We start from the raw sequence: 19,812 nt of genomic DNA on the forward strand, positions 1-19,812 counted from the left end.
GATGGGGTATAGCACCGAACTCAAAAACCATCAAAACGAACAGCATAAGTTCCGGGTTCGTCTGGTTTTTCTGATCTTACTGGTTCTCAGCGCCTTTTCAGCGCTGCTGGGCCGTTTCTATTTTCTGCAAGTATTTCGTTATGACTATTATCAAACGCTGGCAGAAAACAACCGTATTTCGATTGTGCCGATCACGCCTAATCGTGGCCTGATTTCTGACCGCAACGGCATTATTCTGGCGCATAACTTTTTTGTCTATACGCTGGAAATCACGCCATCGAAAACCGATGGCTTGCAGGACACCATTGCCGAACTTAGCAGCTTGGTCGAGATTTCCGCCACCGATTTAAAACGTTTTAAAAAATTGCGCGCGCAGAGCCATACGTTTGAAAGCATTCCCATCCGCACCCACCTCAACGAATACGAAGCCGCCAAGTTTGCCGTCAATCGCTTCCGCTTCCCCGGTGTTGAGCTCAAATCGCGACTGTTCCGCCATTATCCCTACGGCACGCTGGGTACGCATGGCATTGGCTACATCAGCCGTATCAACGAAAACGACCTCAAACAACTAAAAGAGAGCAGCCAGCTCTCTAATTACAAAGGCACCGAGCACATCGGCAAAGCGGGCGTCGAGCAAGCCTATGAAGCCGACCTGCATGGCGTTACCGGTTTTCAACAAGTAGAAATCGATGCCGATGGCCGGGCAGTACGCGTACTGTCGAGCGCGTCGCCCACCTCGGGCAACAATATTGTGTTGTCTATGGATGCCAAAATGCAGGAAATCGCCGAGCATGAATTTGCCGGTCGCCGCGGCGCACTGGTGGCCATACAGCCCAAAACCGGCGAAGTGCTATCGATGGTGAGCATGCCGTCATTTGATGCCAACCTATTTGTGGATGGCATTGATTTTGACAACTGGAACCTGCTCAACAACTCCTTAGACAAACCTCTGATCAACCGTGCATTAAAAGGCATTTATCCACCCGGCTCGACGTTCAAACCGTTTGTGGCACTGGCGGGGCTTGAGTCTGGCAAACGCCAGCCACCTTTTACCATTAGCGACCCCGGTTATTTCACATTGCCCAATAGCCGCCACCGTTACCGCGACTGGAAGCCCTCCGGCCATGGCGCGGTGGATATGCGCAGGGCGATTACGGTTTCTTGCGATACCTTTTTTTACGGCCTGGCGGTTGAGCTTGGCATTGAGCGCCTGACCGACTTTGTGCGCCATTTTGGCTTTGGCGAAAAAACCAATATCGACATTCAAGGTGAATTGTCCGGCTTATTACCAACGCCTGCCTGGAAACAGAGACGCTATAAGCAACCGTGGTATATGGGTGAAACCGTCATTGTCGGCATTGGTCAGGGCTACACGCTGGTCACGCCCATGCAGTTGGCATATGCCACCGCCACCTTGGCTAACAACGGTAAGGCAATCCGTCCACATTTGGTCAATGCGATCGTCGACAGTAAAACCAATCAGGTAAAAATGTTGCCGCATGCCATTGCCGACCAGTTAAACCTGAATGTGCAGAATCTGGAGATTGTGAAGCTGGGCATGATGGATGTGACACGGCCAGGCGGAACAGCCGCTGCCGTGGGCGCGAATGCAGGCTATGACATTGCAGCCAAAACAGGCACCGCGCAAGTGGTAGGCATCAAGCAAAACGAAAAATACAACGAAAAACTGATTGCCGAACGCCACCGTGACCACGCCTGGTTTACTGCCTATGCCCCAGCAGAAGACCCGAAAATTGCCGTGGCGGTGATTGTTGAAAACGGCAGTCATGGCGGCTCAACCGCCGGGCCAATCGCGCGCAAAGTGATGGATTATTATTTGCTGGGCAAAGTGCCAGTAGATCCGGCCGCAGCGCAAGCAGCAGCCGCGGCAGAAGCGGCCGTCGTCAACGCGCCAGAAGTCGAGGAAGAACCGCATGATTAGACAATGGATAGGCCACTTTATCCGCCATATCGACTCCATCTTGCTCGCCACCGTGCTCATGGTACTGGTGGTCGCGCTCATGGTGCTTTACAGCGCCTCCGGCCAGTCACTGCTCAAGGTCAATGCGCAGTTGATCAATATTGTGGTGATGCTGGGCGTGATGTTTCTGGTCGCCAACACCCAGCCGCAACATATAGAACGCATTGCTTTGCCAGCCTACCTGCTGGGGTTGGCCCTGCTGATTGCCGTTGCGCTGGTCGGTGACATTAGCCACGGCGCACGGCGCTGGCTAAATCTGGGCGTGACCAAAATCCAGCCCTCAGAGCTGATGAAACTGGCGGTGCCTATCATGCTGTCCTGGTATTTTTCCAAACGCGAAAGCATGCTGCGCACAGCCGATTACATTGTTGCAGGCGTGATTTTGCTCACACCAGTACTGCTGATTGCCAAACAGCCCGACCTCGGCACCGCCACGCTGGTATTTGCCTCTGGTTTTTATGTCATCTTTTTAGCAGGCCTGAGCTGGAAATTTATTTTTGGTAGTGTGGTCGCGTTTGGCGCCGCCCTGCCCATTTTGTGGTCCATGCTGCATGATTACCAACGTCGCCGCGTAGAGATCCTGATCGACCCCAGCCAAGATCCGCTGGGCGCCGGTTACCATATTATTCAGGCCACCATTGCCATTGGCTCTGGCGGCACCACCGGCAAAGGCTGGCTCAACGGCACGCAGTCGCAACTGGATTTTGTGCCCGAACGCACCACCGACTTTATTTTTGCGGTGTTTGCTGAAGAGTTTGGCCTGGTTGGCTGCAGCCTGTTATTGTTGTTGTTTACCATCATTATTGGTCGCGCCTTCATTATCGCGTCACAAGCCAAGAGTACTTTCTCTCGCCTGCTGGCTGGCAGCATCGCAGCCACCTTTTTCACTTATTGTTTTGTGAATATGGGCATGGTCAGCGGCATTTTGCCTGTGGTCGGCATTCCATTACCGCTAGTCAGCTATGGCGGCACCTCATTACTCACGCTGGGCCTAAGCCTGGGCTTATTAATGAGCGTGCAATCGCACAAGCGCCTGGTCGCCACTGATTAGGCGCGTCAATCCCGATTAAGGAACTGGATGTTTTTTCACTTGCAACGGTTATGCCTCATCACGCTGACAATCTGGCTGGCCGCCTGTAGCAGCAGCATGCCGCCGCGGCAGACCGCGCCCTCAACACCGCCGACAAAACCAGCAGCGAATATCCCTGCCAGCAGCGCATCCATGCCTGCCACCAACACCCCAGCCAGCAATGGCACAGTCATGGGCGGCCCAAAAGTGATTAACATAGACCCCAAACCTGAAAGCAGCGGCAATGCCACAGACGGCATAGACCCGAATATTCCGCTCGAAACCACCATCACGCCGAAGGTGGAGCCGATTGTGAAAGGCACGACCAAGCCCTATATTGTCAACGGTGAAACCGTGACACCTATGTCTGACCTCAGTACGCCATACACACAAACCGGGCACGCCTCGTGGTATGGCAAGAAGTTTCATGGTCGCAAAACCGCCAGTGGTGAGCCTTATGATATGTTCAAACTGAGCGCGGCACACCGCACCTTGCCGATTCCGAGTTATGTACGCGTCACCAACCTCAGCAATGGTAAAACCATCATGGCGCGCGTTAATGACCGCGGGCCCTTTGGCCGCGACCGTATCATTGACTTGTCTTATGCCGCCGCCAAACAGCTGGATATCACCCGCCACGGCTCTGCCCAAGTACAGGTGACATTAATCGACCCCGCGCAGCCATCAGAGAGCCCGACCACCACTGCGCAACCCATAGCAAACACACCAGCACTGTCGCAAGAGACGGTGCAAGTCACGCGCACCATTACTGCGGCAAAACCCTTGTCGACGTTGGACGCAAATGGTGTGTATGTACAGGTAGGCGCTTTCGGCCAAGAAGAGAACGCAGACCGTCTGCAACAGCGCATTTTCAGTGCGCTGCCAGACACACAATCCCTGCTCAACAAAGTGTATAATGGAAAAGTGTTCCAGATCGTGCTGGGGCCATATCCAGATCACGCGTTGGCGGCTCAAGTCGCTAGTCAAATGCGTGACCAATTCCAGTTACCTGCGCTGATATTTTCCCGGTAACTTTTTCTCGTTAAGTATTTTTTCTCGTTAAATGATGACCATGTGGCGTTCTTGTATTGCTTTTTTACTCTCCATTCCTTTACTGACTGTGGCGGCTGAAGCCATCACCGGCAATGTGCCTACGCCTACCCTGGCCGCCAAGGCCTTTGTGCTGCGTGATGCGAATACCGGCAGCCTGTTAGCCGCTAACAACCCGGACATGCCAGTTGAGCCAGCCTCGTTGACCAAAGTCATGACGGCTTATCTGACGTTTGAGGCCGTGAAGCAAAAACGCCTGGTACTGACACAAACCTTGCCAGTGAGCCAAAAAGCCTGGAAGGTCGAAGGCTCCAAAATGTTTATCGATACCACCATGACGGTGACGGTGGACGAGTTGCTACATGGCCTGATTATTCAGTCTGGCAACGATGCTGCTATTACGCTGGCAGAAGGCATTGCAGGCAGCGAAGAACTGTTCGCGACGCTGATGAACAAAAAAGCCGCTGCACTAGGCATGAAAAACAGCCACTTTGTGAATGCCACTGGCTTGCCAGACCCGACGCACACGACGACGGCGCGTGACTTGTCGATTCTGGCCAATGCCTTGATCCGTGACTTTCCACAGGACTATGCGCGCCTGTATTCTCAAAAATCTTATACCTATAACAACATCACACAGCCTAACCGCAACCGCCTGTTGTTTATTGACCCTTCAGTCGATGGCATGAAAACCGGCCACACCGAGTCTGCTGGTTATTGTCTGATTTCTTCCGCAAAACGCAGTGACTTCCGCTTGATTTCTGTGGTCCTCGGCACCACTTCAGATAATGTACGCGCGGCTGAAAGCCAGAAACTGCTGAATTTTGGTTTCCAGTTTTATGAGTCCAAGCTGATTTACCCAGCCGACAAAGCCATTACGCGTCAAAAAGTCTGGAAAGGCACCGAAAATGAAGTCGATTTAACGGTGGCCAAACCGGTCTACTTAACATTACCGCAAGGTGAATATGCCAATATGAAGGCGAATCTGCGTATTGCAAAACCACTGGAGGCGCCTCTCAAAGCGCATCAAACCGTGGGTGCCGTTGATTTCAGCCTGGGCGGCAAAGTGGTACACAGCGTGCCACTGGTGACCGTGCATGCCGTTGAGGCCAGCAACATCTTCTCACGCATGATTGACCAGGTGCGCCTGTATTTGCAGTAAACCCTTGTCGTCATAACGCTGACTAAACACAAAGGTAGGTGACCCCATGACCCAGCAAGCGCAAACGCCTGCAGCAGAAGAAACCCTGATTGAGTTTCCGACCAACTTCCCGATCAAGGTCATGGGTGAAACGCATGACGACTTTACTCTTGAAGTCACCCGCATTATTCAGGGCCATTGGCCAGAGTTCGACACGCATTTGATCGAGATGCGCGGCAGCAGCAATGGCAAATACCTGAGCCTGACTTGCCTGGTGTATGTCACCTCTAAACCGCAACTGGACGATATTTATCGCAGCCTGACCTCGCACCCGATGGTCAAGGTCGTGTTGTAACCTGCTTTACCCCATGCCTGCTCTGCAAATTCGCCAGCTAGGCTTGACTGATTATGCGGCCACGCTGGCTGAAATGCAGGCATTTACTGCCGCGCGCAGCCCAGATACCCCAGACCAGCTATGGATCACTGAACATCCGCCGGTCTATACCTTGGGCCTTAACCGTCGTGGCGTCCGCCTGCCGCAAAACGACATTCCGGTCGTCAATGTAGACCGCGGCGGCAAAATCACTTATCACGGCCCCGGGCAACTCATCATTTACTGCCTGATTGATCTGGCACGCAGCCACTTGAATGTACGGCAACTTGTCTCCATCTTGGAAAATAGCCTGATAGCATTTCTGTCAGCCTATGGTGTTGCCGCTGAGGCGCGTGCCGATGCCCCCGGCGTCTATGTGGCGGGCAAAAAAATCGCCTCCCTCGGATTACGCCTTAAAAACCAGTGCTGCTATCATGGCCTGAGTTTAAACATAGACATGGATTTACAGCCATTTGCCGACATTGACCCTTGCGGTTATGCTGGCATGCAAATGACACAAACCCGGGATTTAAATATCGCGCTGACCATGCCTGACATTGCAGCAGAGTTAACCCAACGATTGAAAGAGAAACTGACGCATGTCAGATAATGCCAACCCAGAACATCCGGTCAGCGTGCGCCCAGCCAAAAAAGTGGCCGGTGTCAAAGAGATAGACGCCGCTAAAACGGCACGCATCCCAATTAAAATCGTGCCGCAACCGATGCTGCGCAAGCCGGAATGGATACGTATGAAAGTGCCAGATTCGGCGCGTTTTCAGGAAATCAAACAGGTACTGCGCGACAACAATCTGCACACCGTATGTGAAGAAGCCAGTTGCCCCAATATTGGTGAATGCTTTAGCGGCGGCACGGCGACCTTTATGATTCTGGGCGATATTTGCACCCGCCGCTGCCCATTTTGTGACGTGGCGCATGGCAAACCTTTGCCGCCAGACCCCAACGAACCAGAAAACCTGGCGCGCACCATTGCGCAGATGAAACTGCGTTATGTGGTGGTGACCTCGGTCGACCGTGATGACCTGCCCGACGGCGGCGCCCAGCACTTTGTTGATTGTATCCGTGCGATTCGCGCGCAATCGCCGCAGATCAAAATCGAGATTCTCGTGCCCGATTTTCGTGGCCGCCTCGATGTCTCACTGAAGATTCTGCGCGAAGCACCCCCAGATGTTATGAACCATAACCTGGAAACCGTGCCACGCCTCTACAAACAGGCGCGCCCAGGCTCTGACTACCAGCACTCGCTAGATCTGCTCAAGCAATTCAGTGCCATGTACCCCCATGTGCCCACCAAGTCTGGCCTCATGCTCGGCCTGGGTGAAACCGACGAAGAAATCATTGCAGTCATGCGTGACTTGCGTGCGCACAACGTCAGCATGCTGACCTTGGGCCAATATCTGCAACCCAGCGTGCACCATTTACCCGTGTTGCGCTATGTCACGCCGCAAACCTTCGACTGGTTTAAACAACAGGCCGACGCCATGGGCTTTGACAACGCAGCCAGCGGCCCCATGGTGCGCAGCAGTTATCATGCAGATCAACAAGCACATGCCGTGATCGAGCAACCATCCGCATAAACGGTGCCGGTCATCCGGCCAATCAATAACAAGCACAGGAGCAAACATGGTTCCACACTTAACAACGGCTTTGAGTGGCCCACTGTATACGCTGGAAAAACGCGTGTTACAGGCCATGCCGGATATCGAACACTGGTTTCGCACCAAATGGCAGGAAATCCCTGCCCCGTTTTATGCCAGCGTTGACCTGCGTAACGCCGGTTTTAAAATCGCGCCGGTAGATACCAATTTGTTCCCAGGCGGCTTTAACAACCTGAACCCAGAATTTTTAAGCCTCGCCGTGCAAGCAGCCCAAGTGGCAGTTGAAAAAATCTGCCCTGATGCACGCCGTTTATTACTGATTCCAGAGAACCATACCCGCAACACCTATTATTTGCGCAACGTGCTTGAGCTGCACAACATCCTCAAAGCGGCCGGCATGGATGTGCGTATCGGCAGCTTGTCGCCAGACATCACCGCAATTACCAAGCTGGAAACCCACGATGGCCTGCCATTGATTCTGGAGCCCTTAGTGCGCGTGAAAAACCGCCTGCAATTAAAGGCCGCTTCGTTTGAAGGCGTGGATTACCCGGCGTTTGATAGCTGTGCCATTTTGCTCAATAACGACTTGTCCGGCGGCGTGCCCGAGATGTTGCAAAACCTGGAACAAACCCTGATCCCACCCTTGCATGCAGGCTGGTTTACGCGCCGCAAATCACAACACTTTGCCGCCTATGACAAAGTGGTCGACGAGTTTTCGCAATTGCTTGAGATCGACCCTTGGTTGCTCAACCCGTATTTTGACACCGCCAGCGGCATTGATTTCCATGCCCGCGTCGGCGAAGACTTACTGGCAGACAAAGTCGATGCCATCCTGAAAAAAATTCAGGCCAAATATGACGAATACGGCATCACGCAACAGCCGTTTGCGATTGTGAAAGCCGATGCTGGCACCTATGGCATGGGCATCATGAGCGTTAAATCAGCAGACGAAGTGCGCGACCTCAACCGTAAAGCGCGCAATAAAATGTCAGTGATTAAAGAAGGCATGCAGGTATCTGAGGTGATGATTCAGGAAGGCGTATACACTTTTGAGAACATCAACGATGCCGTGGCCGAACCGGTGGTGTATATGATGGACCACTTTGTGATTGGTGGCTTTTACCGCGTGCATACCAGCCGCGGCATTGATGAAAACCTCAATGCGCCCGGCATGCACTTTGCCCCACTCGCGTTTGAAAAACCCTGCACCCTGCCCGACTGTGCGGGCGCACCTGATGCGCCGCCCAACCGTTTTTATGCCTATGGCGTGGTGGCGCGCCTGGCGCTGTTAGCCGCAGGCATGGAGCTACAGGACAACGACCCGTTGAATGATTAAACACCGCCGAGGCGCATAATGAAACTGCTGTTTATTTTGGATCCGCTGGCCTCCCTCAAAAGCTATAAAGATACCAGCATTGCCATCATGCGCGCCGCGCAAGCGCGTGGTCACACGCTCTATGTGTGTGAGCAGCACGACTGGCACCTGCAACGCGACACCGTCCACGTTGACGCCCAGCCTTTTGCCTTTGTTGACCATGACCACTGGCAAACCGGTGACAAAACCACGCACGTGCCAAGTGGGTTTGATGCAGTGCTCATGCGCAAAGACCCGCCGTTTGATAACGAATACCTCTACAGCACCTATTTGCTCGAACTAGCGCAACAACAAGGCGCGCGCATCATCAACGACCCGGCCTCTATTCGCGGCTGGAACGAAAAACTGTCAGTCACGCGTTTTGCGCAATTCACGCCGCCTTTTATCGTCACCAGCAAACAAGAGAAAATAATAGCCTTTTTGGCCGAACACGGCGACATCATCGTCAAACCGCTGGATGGCATGGGCGGCAGTGGTATTTTTAGGCTGCGTACAGACGACCCGAATATCTACGCCATCCTCGAAACGCTTACCCAGTTTGAAGCACAAACCATCATGGTGCAGCGCTATATTCCTGAGATTAGCCAAGGCGATAAACGCATCCTGATCATCAACGGTGAGCCGTTGCCCTATGCACTCGCGCGCATCCCCAAAGCCGGCGAAACGCGCGGCAACCTGGCGGCTGGCGGCAAAGGCGTCGCGCAACCGCTCAGTGCCCGCGACCAGGAAATCGCGTCTACAGTAGGCAAAACACTCAAACAACACGGCCTATTTTTAGTCGGACTGGATGTGATTGGCGACTATTTAACCGAAGTGAATGTCACCAGCCCCACCGGCATGGTGGAGATTGCCGCACAAACAGACTGTGACCCCGCCAAAGTCATGGTGGAAGCGCTGGAAAAACTCGCATCCTGACGTCCATCAGGCAACACACACCATCTGCATCTAGCTGATCAATTTTGATAAGATGGCTGATGTCACATAAGTGGCATCGTCAGTTGCCGTTGTAGGAGTGTCATCATGCGTGTGTTGGTGCTGGGTTCTGGTGTCATTGGCGTCACAAGTGCTTATTACCTGGCATTAAAAGGGTTTGAGGTCACCGTCATAGACCGCCAGCCAGCCGTTGGCCTCGAAACCAGCTTTGCCAATGCAGGCCAGATTTCACCAGGCTATGCAGCGCCATGGGCAAGCCCGGATGTACCGCTCAAAGCGCTCAAGTGGCTGTTTCAACGCCATGCGCCTCTCCGTATTCGTCCCGATTTCAGCGTGTGGCAATGTCAGTGGATTGCACAATTTTTAGGCAACTGCTCCACCGCCCGCTACGACCTTAATAAATCACGGATGGTTCGGCTGGCAGAATACAGTCGCGACTGCCTGCGCACCTTGCGCACCAACACGGGCATCCAGTACGAAGCGCGTAGCCGCGGCACGCTGCAAGTCTTTCGCACACAAAAACAGCTCGCCGCTGAGGCCAAAGATATTGCCGTATTGAGCCGTATGGGGGTGGCTTTTGAGCATCTGGACCCCGCGGGCTGCACACGTATCGAACCCGCACTGGCGCATGTAAAAGACCAGCTCCTAGGCGGCTTATATCTGCCTGGCGACGAAACTGGCGATTGCCAGTTGTTTACTCGCGAGTTGGCGTTGAAGGCACAGGCTCTGGGCGTGCAATTCGTCCAAGGCGTGAGCATCCAGCGCCTGATCACGCAACAAAATCAATTGCAAGGCGTAGAAATACAAACCAATGCTGGCTTGGAAACACTGATAGCAGACCATTATGTAGTGGCCCTCGGCTGCTATTCACGCCCACTCACGCAGGCACTCGGACTGAATCTGCCAGTCTACCCAGTCAAAGGGTATTCACTGACCATCCCCATCACGAACCCCGATGCGGCGCCGCTATCCACCGTCATGGATGAAACCTACAAAGTGGCGATTACTCGGTTTGACCAGCGCATCCGCGTCGGCGGCATTGCTGAACTGGCAGGCTTTGATTTGCGCCTCAACCCGCGCCGCCGCGCAACGCTGGAAATGGTATTCAATGGCTTGTTCCCACATGCTGGCGATCTCTCGCAAGCCTTATTCTGGACAGGCTTGCGCCCGATGACTCCGGATGGCACGCCCATCATAGGCCAGGCAGATGCCCGCTACCCCAACGTGTGGCTGAATACTGGCCATGGCACCCTGGGCTGGACCATGGCATGCGGATCAGGCCAGGTATTAGCTGACCTGATGGCGCATGACCAGCCCGCCATTGCGACCCAAGAATTAAGCAACAAACGCTATTCTTCTTAACGCCTGCTTTCACATCAAGCTGTGCCAAAATCGATCATCTTCAAGGTCTTAATCACCCATTAACGATATTCCTGAATGAATATAACGATGCTAAAATCTTTGTAGTTTATTGATCACCATTTTATTACTTACAAGGGAATAGTAAAGCCGCAATAGTGACCATAGACTAAAAACACCCTATTTATCACGAGAGGACAACCTTAGTGAAACATGTCAATCATCAGGCAATTAGCATTGCCGCGGGCGCCAAAGCGCCTTTTTTACACATTAACAAAATAACTGCCGCGCTCAGCACGGTGATGTTAGGGATGAGCATGACATCAGCCTGAGCAGACGCTGAAACAGACGCCCGCATTGCACAATTGCAACAGATGTTAGAAGCACAACAACAGCAAATGCAAATGCTGGCAAATGAATTAAAAGCCTTAAAAGTAACATCGAGTAAACCCGCCGAACCGCCGCCAGCCATCGCAACAGAAGAAAAACTGCAACTGCGTGAGCAACAATCAAAAATTGAGGCCATGGCGGATCAGTTAAAAACGCTGCAGTCAGCGCGCGGCCAGTCCACTGGCCAGCCAGTGTATGCCAACTTTAAAAATGGCTTGAGTTTTGAAGATGGTAGCGGGGCGTGGAAACTCGGCATTAACGGCCGCGTGCAAGCCGATTACCGCAGTTTTGCACCCGACATTGCCGCGCCAGATACATTCAATATCAGGCGCGCACGATTGGGTGCCAATGTCGCCATGAAAGATGTTGCCGCCCGGCTAGAAGCCGAATATAGCGGCACCGCCAACAATGGCAGCGTAGGCTTAACCTATGCGCACGTAGACTATACCCGCTTTAATGGGTTTAAATTACGCACTGGCCAGTTCAAACCTTTTTATGGCCTAGAGCGGGCCATGAACGCCAACTTTACCGACTTTCAAGAACGCGGCTCTACCGATTATTTGCTAGGCCCGACCTTTGACCGTGGTGTGATGGTATTTGGCGAACCCATCCCCGGCCTGTTTTATAACGCGTCCTGGACCGATGGCAAAGGGGTGAATACAACCACCGCTAACGGCGACGAAACAGATGCCAAATATGACAATAAAGACGGCTTGGTGCGCGTCGTTGGCAATATTGCACAATTTGCAGGCTGGAAAGACAGTGTCGTTCACATGGGCGGTTTTTATGCCAAAGGACAACAAGAGCCTGGCAGCATTACCACACTCAACGTCCAGACCGAAGGTCGCGGTTATACCGTATTCTCCACAGACACGTTTACCAGAGCGGTTGACCGTAGCCGGCAAGGCTATGAACTGGCGCTCGCACACGGACCACTGAAATTTCAAACTGAACATATCCGGGAAACGTTTGATGGCGCTAACTTTGATCGCGACTTGACCGCATGGTATGCCAGCGTCAATTGGATTGTGACCGGCGAAGCATTTGCCAGCACCTATAAAGACGGCATGTTTGGGCGTTTGCGGCCCAAGCAGGACTTTGCCTGGGGTGGCGATGGCTGGGGCGCATTGCAGCTAGGTGCCCGGTACAGCAAATTTGATGGCAGTGACTTTGTCACTACAAATGCCGCTGGCACTGGTCGCTTGTCCGCTGGTCGTTCTAATGAATTTGATAGCTGGACAATTGGTGCCAACTGGATTCTGACGCCTTATGTGCGCTTAGTCGCCAACTACGTGCATACGCACTTTGATACGCCCGTGACCGTCACCACGCCTACAAGCAGCACCAATAAAAGCTACACGTTTGATCACGAAGATGCGATCACCATGCGCGCGCAGTTCGACTTTTAATTTCCCTTTAACGCACCATTGGCGGCTACCGCCATGGTGCACACGCCTTTCGCCATCAGCATATAATGCCCTGAGCTACATCAGCACAAACTCTTTCGGCACTGGCGCTGCGGGTAGCACCTCATCCCCCAAGGCTTCCCTGAGTTCAATTTCAATCAGATCGGTCAGCGCGTTAATCGGAAATGCGTTGGCAATCGGCGCAAAAGGCTCTTCCAGCTCGTTGCCCAAGGCATCCAGCCCAAACAGGGTGTAAGCGGCGAGCGCAGTCACAAATGGCGTCGCCCAACCCAAGGTATTGGCAAACCCAAAAGGCATTAAAAAGCAGAAGGTATAGGCGGTGCGATGCAACAGCAAGGTATAGCCAAACGGAATCGGCGTATTTTGGATACGCTCACAGGCTGCCTGTGTCAGTGCCAGCTTCTGAATTAGCTCCTCTAGCAGGTTGAACTGGATAGGCTGAATGTGGCCCTCTCTCAGCGCTTCAATCAGAATACGCTCCATGGCGCGCAAAATGACCTCAGGCGGGTTTCTGCTCTGAGTAAACGCGCTGGCAATGTCTGCTGGCAATAACCGCGTTATTTTCGGCAATTGATCGCCCGGCCGGAGCTGCAACAACAGCGCATGTGCATACGCGATGTTATGTTCCAGCAGTTGTCTGCGTGACGGGCTAAGGCTGCCATCCTGGGGATCTAAAATTTGGCTCAAACGCGCGAGGTTTCTCGCTGTGAGCATAAACTCACCCCAGATTTTTCTCGCCTCCCACCAGCGCTCATAACAGGCGTTATTTCTAAACGCGAGAAAAATGGACAAGGTAATGCCCAGCAATGCAAACGGGCCACCGTCAAATCTGGGCAACCAGTCTGGTCTAAAAGTATATAAAGAAACCACCGCCGCAGACAGGGTCGCCACAAACACCATCAGTGGCATGATCCTGAGCACGATCGAACCTTTGATGATAAAAAACAGCTCTAAGAGATGGGGTCTGGGTCTGACGATCACGGAAAGTCTCCTGCCTGGTGAACCATTGCGATAATGTTATACTCGATAGTCTGTAGTCTATCTGCCAGCGTGATACCTGCATGTTTGAAAAAGACAGGGGAAAGCGCTGGTTTAGCATTTTTTAGCGTCTGTGCCGTGCATCACCAGCGAATGGATAAACATCATGTTGAAATGGAAAGATATTCTCAAACTCGCCAGAGAAGGCAATCTGGCGCCCGATCACAAATTACAGAAATCCATCCGCGCCTGGCGTGAGATTCTGGATGATGAAGTGTTTGCGATTACTCGCCTCAGTGCCACCGAGCGGCCGTTTTCTTCTGAAATGTGTGTCGCGTTTAGCCCAGGGCGTTACGCCTGTACCTGTTGCGAGCAAGTGCTGTTTGATTCGGGGCAAAAATTTGAATCGGCCTCAGGCTGGCCCTCTTTTGACCAACCGCTGGCAAGTAATGCCATTGCCTACTTTGCCGACGAAAGCCATGGCATGCAGCGCATAGAAGTGAAATGCAATGTGTGCGATGCGCATCTGGGGCATGTATTCCCTGATGGCAAAACCGAGACTGGCTTGCGCTATTGCATCAATGGCAAAGCCATTAATTTCGTCGCCACCTAAAAAACAGCGCTGACCATGGTCAGCGCTGCGACTTCTTAAATACCCAATTCTCTGATATTCAATCGGGTTAGTGCCCCAGCCTTCTACCGTAACTCACCGCATAGGCGGCTGGCCGTGCTAGCAAGATAGGATCCTGGCTAGGCGCAATGCCATCGGTTAATTGCAGCGGGTTAAACATGATCGGTTTTTCTGCCGCTTGGCTGTCTGCCACCGCTTTATTCAAGGTGAGTGTCCCCAGCTCTACTGTTTGACGGCTATCAGGCCATACCACGGTTGCATTGTTCACGTCATCTCCTGGCGCAGCCAGTTGCAGCAACAGTTTATATTGCACGTCTTTGGCTTGCACGCGCGCGACAATATCCGTCATCAGGTAATCTGGCGCTGCTTTGTCAGCCGCGGCTTGGTTTAAATATTGCGCCCCAGCCACCGGCACAATCTGATAACGGCCATAGACTGCCTTGCCTGCTGCGTTGGTAAATTGAAATGCATTCACGCCAAAAAATGGCTGCGTTGCAAAACTCACAGGCGCCGGTTTAGGCGTAGTGACAAATTTCAGGGCGGCCGGATGTGCACCCAAAAACTGCTCCACCGGGCTAGGCTTGGCCGTGCTGCCTTGTGAATCACGCACCGCGTTGAGCAAGCCTAAAAAATCTTCAGGCGTGGCGGCCGGAAAGCCATTCACCGAAATACTCACAATGTCGGTGGCACTACCGTCTGGCAATTGAAAGCGAATGGCGATGCCTTTTGGGAAAGCATTGCCATTGGCATCAGGAATATTCGGCACGCCCGTAGCATCAGAAAAACGCACCAGCACTGGCGTGGCTTTTTGGAAATGCGCCGCCTGGCTAATGCCTGCCGCCTGCGCCGTCGGCGTAAACGTGCCCTGCACCATCACACCTTTGGCGTGATTGGCACGATAGCCTGCATGGGGGCCACCAGACAAAGTGGTTAAAGTATCCACCAATTGCTCGGTCACCGGTTTGTCATCAGCCAAGGCTGGATATGTCACGGCAACAGTGGCGGCAAACAACACGCTGAGGATTGCGCTTATTTTCATTGTTAATTCCCTTTCACTAAAGTTTCAAAAAAAGATCACACAAAATTAAATCGTGCACTACTTAAATGTTAAAAAAATCAACACCCACTTTTTACTCAGTTGCCCGGGGCTCAGGCAACGTGTTGAATCAAATGATTGCGCAAACTATTCAAGCGCTCACGCAAGGCACCGAGCTCTTCCACCGAACAACCCATGGCACACAGCATGTCGTCCATAATACCTGCCGCGTGCTGTCGCAATTGCCGCCCTTGTGCGGTGAGACCAACAATCACCTGACGCTCATCCTGGCTAGAGCGCACGCGCTCCACCAGTGCTGCTGCTTCGAGCCGTTTTAACAATGGCGTTAAAGTCGCAGAGTCTAAAAACAGTTGTTCGCCAATATCGCTCACCGTGCGCTGATCACTCTCCCACAATACCAGCATGACTAAATACTGTGAATAGGTGAGATCGAGCTTTTTTAACAATGGCCGATACACCTTGTTAATGGCGAGCGACAGCGAATAGACCGAAAAGCATAACTGCTCTTGTAACACGGGTGTTTTAGTTTTTGCATCTTCACTCATAAGCTTCGATTATAAATAGCGCACTATTTAATGGCAATATATTTAATGCTTATCTGTGAAAATAATTAATCACATAATGAACAATGAAATTGGCTTTTTTGTGCATTCTGATCTGGCTCATGACAATCTCCTGTAGGGTTAGGTGACCATCTTAAGCGGGTTGGATTGTGAAATAAAGTTGAATGTTTTAATGGCATCCATTAATAAAACTAATCAACAAACAAAAAAGCCTCACCATAAGGTAAGGCTTGTGTATCACTCAACTGCTTAGCTGAGATGATCGAGTTTGAAAGGGTCTTGCACTTGCGGCTCAATATCCTGTGGGTTCAGGTCATAGGACAGATCATCACCGATATCAATATCGATCTCATTTTGACCTTCCCAACGTTCCAGCCACACCGAAAAATCTTTTTCTGGCATCGGCTTGCCAATAAAGTAGCCCTGGCCTTCGTTACAACCTAATCTGGCCAACTGATTAAGGACATACTCGTTTTCAATGCCTTCTGCCACCACAATCAGACCCATATTGTGCGCCAGGTCTATGGTCGATTTCACAATACTGGCATCGCTGCTGTTTTTGTCCATAAACATAACAAATGAGCGGTCAATTTTAAGTTCTTGTACTGGCAATTGCCGCAAATAGGCCAGCGAGGAATAGCCCGTGCCAAAATCATCAATCGCCAAGTGCAGGCCCATGGCCGCCAGCTTTTTCACCACGACTTCGGCGCGCTCTGGGTCTTGCATCAAACTACCTTCAGTGATTTCCAGCTTTAGCGATTTAGCATCCAGGCCATGCGACGACAGTAAATGACCAATTTGCTCCGGAAACTCCATATTATTCAGATCGCGCGTGGACAAATTGACCGCCAGCGTGATGTGCAAGCCTTGCTTTTTGAAACCGGCCAGCACCTGACAGGCGCGACGTAGCATCCAGTTAGTGATATCGCTGATGACACCAGTTTGCTCGGCAAACGGAATAAACTGGTCAGGGAAAATCATGCCTTTTTCAGGATGCACCCAGCGGATCAGAGCTTCGCCGCCCAAAGCACGACGTGTCGTGACGTCAATCTTAGGCTGGATATACAACAGTAACTGGTCATGCTGAATGGCCTCTTTCAAGTCGGAAATCAGGGTCAAGGTTTCTGACTGATCGATTTCCAATGCCGTGTTGTAGACAATCCAGGGTGATTTTTTGGCCCGTGATTCCTGCAGAGCAGTTTCAGCGTGATTGAGCAATGACTCTTCACTGAGTCCGTGATCTGGGTACAAGGAGATCCCAATACCGGTGCGCACATCAATCGCCTGCCCTTGTACGCTCACTGGCTGCTCAAACACGTGCTGAATCTTGTCGGCATAGCGTGTGGCTTTAGCCTGATCAGTATGCTGTAATAATACGGCAAATACATCCGCATCCAGACGTGCCACGATGTCTTGCTCGCTCAGCACATTTTGCTTAAGCACCTGGCCCACATGGCGCAATAAATCATCGCCAAAATCGCGCCCCAAGGTTTGATTAATCGGTTTAAATCGATGAATATTGATGACAATCACACTCAGTTTTTGCTGGCTTTGCGCATGGGTGGTGATGGCCTGATGTACCCCTTGGTTGAAGGCGAGACGATTAGAAAGCCCTGTCAGTTCGTCATTAAACGCCAGCCGCTGGATACGCAAGGAGCGTTGCAACACGGCCTCGCGCATACTGTTAAGCGCTTTGGCCAAATGACCGACTTCATCGGTGCTATTGACCTGAATTTCTTTTTCGTAATCCCCAAGAGCAATGTTATCGGTATCTTTGACCAGTGCCGCGATCGGCTCTGTGGTCTTGCGCGAGACATACCAAATCAGGACGGCAAAAATCAACACCCCTATGAATGTCAGCAACAGCATAACTTTGAACAGCGTGTTCAAATCTTGGGTGAAAGGCTCCACCGACCCTTGTAACACCACCAAAAAAGCCTCATCTTTGGTTTCATGCAAGGAGCGGATTTTTAAGTGATAGGCTTGGTCATTGAGGTTGACGCGGTGCAGTGACAGTTTTTGCCGATAAATATCGGCCACGCTTTTTACCAACAAGTTAGACAGCTCAGGGGTTGTCGTGCTGCTGACTAATTGCCAGGCACGTTGATCGGTTTTTTGCACAAAGGTGACATCAAGATGCGTCAACTGCTTGATCTGAGTAGCCAGCCGCCCATCCACTGCAAACCCCATCACAATCCAACCGATGGTTTCTGGGGCTTTTACCGGCACCGTGATCAGCTGGTAAGGCTTACCTTCCACAATATCAAACTTCAATGTGCCACGCTGATTCTCAACAATCGCATGCATGGCATCTTCTTTGGCATTTTCCCCAAACAAGGCTTGCTCATTATCTGCGGTGCCTATCACCAGGTCTTCATGGCTGCTGATGAAGTAGGCAATCTGAGCGTGAATGCGCCCTTGATAGCTTTCCAGCGCAGACGCTATGGTACCGGCATCATTCGTGGCGACCGCCTCCCTAAACGCAAAATCTGCAGCCAGGACTTGGGTCGCCTGCTTGAGGCTTTGTGTGTTGTGCTGTAGCAAGCTGACGAAAACGCGCTCACCGACATTAATTTGCTCTTCAGCCAGTTGATTCGCGTGTTTATCCAAGGCGTATTTGAGCGGAATCAGCCCGGCCAATTGGATCAGCACCACCACCGTTAAAAAGGTAAAAGCAATGCGTGAATGTATATGTTTGAACTTGATCATGCAGTGTGCGTCTAGGGGAGAGTGATCTTGACCTCAGTCGCACCCTCTATGGTAATTTTCTGCTCTACACCAGGTTTAGTCTGGCCAGGCAACCAAGCCTGATAATTATAGTGCCCTTCATTTAACTTAAGTACGGCTTTGCCTTTGTCGTCAGTTTTGGCAAAAAATGGTGTATCCACAATATAAATGTACCCTATCATAGAATCGTGAATGTTGCATCCCAGCGTCACCACGCCCGCTTGGTCAAACAACACCGGATCACTGGGGATCCCGGCATACAGCTTTAACTCAAACTTTTTTGCTGGCGAGAACGAATATACGTGGTGCCTGACCGTGTCCTCGTTTGGAAAATTGATCTTGGTCCCGGTTTGGACGATGGTCACCTTGGGATGGAACATCTTGTTTTTTTGCACAACTTTGCCACCTGCCCCCGCAGGCAACGCGGTTGTCTTGCCATCATAAAAAGCCACCACCGCGTCAGCCACTGGCTTACCTGCCGCATCAGTGACAACGGCAGTGACTTCAGCCGCCGCGCAGATGCTGGCAGCACACAGCCCTGTTAAAATCATTAACCATCGCATCATATCCACTCCTAATCGGTCACCACGTCCCGTTTCATCGGGGCCAAGATGCGCAGCAATTCATTTTTTTCTTTGGTGCCGACGCCGTTCACATCCATGCGCTCACGCATCACGTCGACCATACGTTCAAACTCTGCGGTGGTGATCTTTGCATCCGCATGAGACTTTTTCATGGTATCACCCTCATACACGCAATCGCCACCAGTCTTCACGCACAAAAAGTTTGTCAGGCTTTCTTTTAGCGTTTTCATTTTCACCCCTTCAAACGAACGACTGGTTTGCGGGTCCTTGCTGACAATATCCAAGGTTTGATTAGAAATTCTACTCAGCATGGGCAGGCCACCAATACGCTGGTACAACGTCGCCTCAGGCTTAGATTGCGCCATACACCCGACCATCATCATCGCAATGATCATCATCACGAACACACGCATATTACTCTCCACACTTTGGATCAATGCTCTCATATTAACGAGCGCATGCTGGCCACAAAACCACAATAAAGATGTGCTTCCCTATGCTTTTCTTGCAATGATATTTATCGCGTTAACGACATAATGCAACAATCAACTATCCGGA

19 protein-coding genes are annotated in these 19,812 nt (G+C 51.7%); 12 read left to right on the forward strand and 7 right to left on the reverse strand.

Annotation, left to right across the window (positions count from 1 at the left end; translation table 11 throughout):
* Position 1: 1 nt before the first annotated feature.
* Together mrdA and rodA are read left to right on the forward strand one after the other, a co-directional pair.
* The gene (gene mrdA / locus E6Q52_RS10550; protein ID WP_292821805.1) at positions 2 to 1,942 is read left to right on the forward strand and encodes a penicillin-binding protein 2; all 1,941 of its coding nucleotides are present in this window, start codon (positions 2 to 4) and stop codon (positions 1,940 to 1,942) included.
* Positions 1,935 to 3,032, forward strand: a complete 1,098-nt coding sequence (gene rodA / locus E6Q52_RS10555; protein WP_292821807.1) for a rod shape-determining protein RodA — start codon at positions 1,935 to 1,937, stop codon at positions 3,030 to 3,032. The genes mrdA and rodA overlap by 8 nt, the downstream gene beginning before the upstream one ends.
* Positions 3,033 to 3,067: 35 nt before the next feature.
* On the opposite strand, the gene E6Q52_RS10560 is transcribed toward rodA, so the two are convergent.
* The gene (locus tag E6Q52_RS10560) at positions 3,068 to 3,244 is read right to left on the reverse strand and encodes a hypothetical protein (protein ID WP_292821808.1); all 177 of its coding nucleotides are present in this window, start codon (positions 3,242 to 3,244) and stop codon (positions 3,068 to 3,070) included.
* On the opposite strand from E6Q52_RS10560, the gene E6Q52_RS10565 reads away from it, so the two are divergent.
* From E6Q52_RS10565 to E6Q52_RS10605, 9 genes are all read left to right on the forward strand, one after another.
* The gene (locus E6Q52_RS10565) at positions 3,243 to 4,082 is read left to right on the forward strand and encodes a septal ring lytic transglycosylase RlpA family protein (RefSeq protein WP_292821810.1); all 840 of its coding nucleotides are present in this window, start codon (positions 3,243 to 3,245) and stop codon (positions 4,080 to 4,082) included. The genes E6Q52_RS10560 and E6Q52_RS10565 overlap by 2 nt on opposite strands.
* An 82-nt stretch (positions 4,083 to 4,164) precedes the next feature.
* Positions 4,165 to 5,262 (forward strand): D-alanyl-D-alanine carboxypeptidase family protein, encoded by a 1,098-nt coding sequence (locus E6Q52_RS10570; RefSeq protein ID WP_292821870.1) that lies wholly within the window; start codon positions 4,165 to 4,167, stop codon positions 5,260 to 5,262.
* 46 nt (positions 5,263 to 5,308) lie between these two features.
* Positions 5,309 to 5,596: a DUF493 domain-containing protein gene (locus E6Q52_RS10575; protein WP_292821812.1), complete on the forward strand. Its 288-nt coding sequence runs from the start codon at positions 5,309 to 5,311 to the stop codon at positions 5,594 to 5,596.
* A 13-nt stretch (positions 5,597 to 5,609) separates the two neighbouring features.
* Positions 5,610 to 6,224: a lipoyl(octanoyl) transferase LipB gene (gene lipB / locus E6Q52_RS10580; protein WP_292821814.1), complete on the forward strand. Its 615-nt coding sequence runs from the start codon at positions 5,610 to 5,612 to the stop codon at positions 6,222 to 6,224.
* Positions 6,214 to 7,209: a lipoyl synthase gene (gene lipA, locus E6Q52_RS10585; protein ID WP_292821816.1), complete on the forward strand. Its 996-nt coding sequence runs from the start codon at positions 6,214 to 6,216 to the stop codon at positions 7,207 to 7,209. Before lipB ends, lipA begins: the two co-directional genes overlap by 11 nt.
* Before the next feature lie 46 nt (positions 7,210 to 7,255).
* A complete protein-coding gene (gshA, locus tag E6Q52_RS10590) occupies positions 7,256 to 8,566 on the forward strand; it encodes a glutamate--cysteine ligase (protein WP_292821818.1) in 1,311 nt (436 codons plus the stop codon).
* A gap of 18 nt (positions 8,567 to 8,584) precedes the next feature.
* A complete protein-coding gene (gene gshB, locus E6Q52_RS10595; RefSeq protein ID WP_292821820.1) occupies positions 8,585 to 9,520 on the forward strand; it encodes a glutathione synthase in 936 nt (311 codons plus the stop codon).
* Between the two features lie 105 nt (positions 9,521 to 9,625).
* Entirely contained in the window at positions 9,626 to 10,900 is a 1,275-nt protein-coding gene (locus E6Q52_RS10600; protein ID WP_292821822.1) for a D-amino acid dehydrogenase, read from the forward strand.
* A gap of 371 nt (positions 10,901 to 11,271) precedes the next feature.
* Complete coding sequence (locus E6Q52_RS10605) at positions 11,272 to 12,696, forward strand: porin (RefSeq protein WP_292821824.1); 1,425 nt, start codon at positions 11,272 to 11,274, stop codon at positions 12,694 to 12,696.
* Between the two features lie 75 nt (positions 12,697 to 12,771).
* Here E6Q52_RS10605 and E6Q52_RS10610 read toward each other — a convergent pair whose 3' ends face one another.
* Complete coding sequence (locus E6Q52_RS10610) at positions 12,772 to 13,695, reverse strand: bestrophin family protein (RefSeq protein ID WP_292821826.1); 924 nt, start codon at positions 13,693 to 13,695, stop codon at positions 12,772 to 12,774.
* A gap of 163 nt (positions 13,696 to 13,858) precedes the next feature.
* Here E6Q52_RS10610 and msrB point away from each other — a divergent pair, with 163 nt between their 5' ends.
* Positions 13,859 to 14,305 (forward strand): peptide-methionine (R)-S-oxide reductase MsrB, encoded by a 447-nt coding sequence (msrB, locus tag E6Q52_RS10615; protein WP_292821828.1) that lies wholly within the window; start codon positions 13,859 to 13,861, stop codon positions 14,303 to 14,305.
* A 67-nt stretch (positions 14,306 to 14,372) separates the two neighbouring features.
* Here msrB and E6Q52_RS10620 read toward each other — a convergent pair whose 3' ends face one another.
* From E6Q52_RS10620 to E6Q52_RS10640, 5 genes are all read right to left on the reverse strand, one after another.
* Positions 14,373 to 15,362, reverse strand: coding sequence for a catalase family peroxidase (locus E6Q52_RS10620; protein WP_292821830.1), 990 nt, complete (start codon positions 15,360 to 15,362; stop codon positions 14,373 to 14,375).
* Between the two features lie 110 nt (positions 15,363 to 15,472).
* Positions 15,473 to 15,925, reverse strand: coding sequence for a MarR family winged helix-turn-helix transcriptional regulator (locus E6Q52_RS10625; RefSeq protein ID WP_292821832.1), 453 nt, complete (start codon positions 15,923 to 15,925; stop codon positions 15,473 to 15,475).
* A 267-nt stretch (positions 15,926 to 16,192) separates the two neighbouring features.
* On the reverse strand, positions 16,193 to 18,652 hold the full coding sequence (locus E6Q52_RS10630) for an EAL domain-containing protein (protein WP_292821834.1): 2,460 nt from the start codon (positions 18,650 to 18,652) through the stop codon (positions 16,193 to 16,195).
* Between the two features lie 11 nt (positions 18,653 to 18,663).
* Positions 18,664 to 19,236: a methylamine utilization protein gene (locus tag E6Q52_RS10635; protein ID WP_292821836.1), complete on the reverse strand. Its 573-nt coding sequence runs from the start codon at positions 19,234 to 19,236 to the stop codon at positions 18,664 to 18,666.
* A gap of 8 nt (positions 19,237 to 19,244) precedes the next feature.
* Positions 19,245 to 19,667, reverse strand: a complete 423-nt coding sequence (locus E6Q52_RS10640; RefSeq protein ID WP_292821839.1) for a group 1 truncated hemoglobin — start codon at positions 19,665 to 19,667, stop codon at positions 19,245 to 19,247.
* Positions 19,668 to 19,812 lie beyond the last annotated feature (145 nt).

It is taken from the genome of Methylophilus sp., assembly GCF_008015755.1.
GTDB lineage: Bacteria > Pseudomonadota > Gammaproteobacteria > Burkholderiales > Methylophilaceae > Methylophilus.

Bases quoted from the DNA above. Each gene is read 5' to 3' on its own strand.
- mrdA (WP_292821805.1), top strand. From the start codon at position 2: ATGGGGTATAGCACCGAACTCAAAAACCATCAAAACGAACAGCATAAG.
- rodA (WP_292821807.1), top strand. From the start codon at position 1,935: ATGATTAGACAATGGATAGGCCACTTTATCCGCCATATCGACTCCATC.
- E6Q52_RS10565 (WP_292821810.1), top strand. From the start codon at position 3,243: ATGGGCGGCCCAAAAGTGATTAACATAGACCCCAAACCTGAAAGCAGC.
- E6Q52_RS10560 (WP_292821808.1), bottom strand. From the start codon at position 3,244: ATGACTGTGCCATTGCTGGCTGGGGTGTTGGTGGCAGGCATGGATGCG.
- E6Q52_RS10575 (WP_292821812.1), top strand. From the start codon at position 5,309: ATGACCCAGCAAGCGCAAACGCCTGCAGCAGAAGAAACCCTGATTGAG.
- lipB (WP_292821814.1), top strand. From the start codon at position 5,610: ATGCCTGCTCTGCAAATTCGCCAGCTAGGCTTGACTGATTATGCGGCC.
- lipA (WP_292821816.1), top strand. From the start codon at position 6,214: ATGTCAGATAATGCCAACCCAGAACATCCGGTCAGCGTGCGCCCAGCC.
- gshA (WP_292821818.1), top strand. From the start codon at position 7,256: ATGGTTCCACACTTAACAACGGCTTTGAGTGGCCCACTGTATACGCTG.
- gshB (WP_292821820.1), top strand. From the start codon at position 8,585: ATGAAACTGCTGTTTATTTTGGATCCGCTGGCCTCCCTCAAAAGCTAT.
- E6Q52_RS10600 (WP_292821822.1), top strand. From the start codon at position 9,626: ATGCGTGTGTTGGTGCTGGGTTCTGGTGTCATTGGCGTCACAAGTGCT.
- E6Q52_RS10605 (WP_292821824.1), top strand. From the start codon at position 11,272: ATGTTAGAAGCACAACAACAGCAAATGCAAATGCTGGCAAATGAATTA.
- msrB (WP_292821828.1), top strand. From the start codon at position 13,859: ATGTTGAAATGGAAAGATATTCTCAAACTCGCCAGAGAAGGCAATCTG.
- E6Q52_RS10620 (WP_292821830.1), bottom strand. From the start codon at position 15,362: ATGAAAATAAGCGCAATCCTCAGCGTGTTGTTTGCCGCCACTGTTGCC.
- E6Q52_RS10625 (WP_292821832.1), bottom strand. From the start codon at position 15,925: ATGAGTGAAGATGCAAAAACTAAAACACCCGTGTTACAAGAGCAGTTA.
- E6Q52_RS10630 (WP_292821834.1), bottom strand. From the start codon at position 18,652: ATGATCAAGTTCAAACATATACATTCACGCATTGCTTTTACCTTTTTA.
- E6Q52_RS10635 (WP_292821836.1), bottom strand. From the start codon at position 19,236: ATGATGCGATGGTTAATGATTTTAACAGGGCTGTGTGCTGCCAGCATC.
- E6Q52_RS10640 (WP_292821839.1), bottom strand. From the start codon at position 19,667: ATGCGTGTGTTCGTGATGATGATCATTGCGATGATGATGGTCGGGTGT.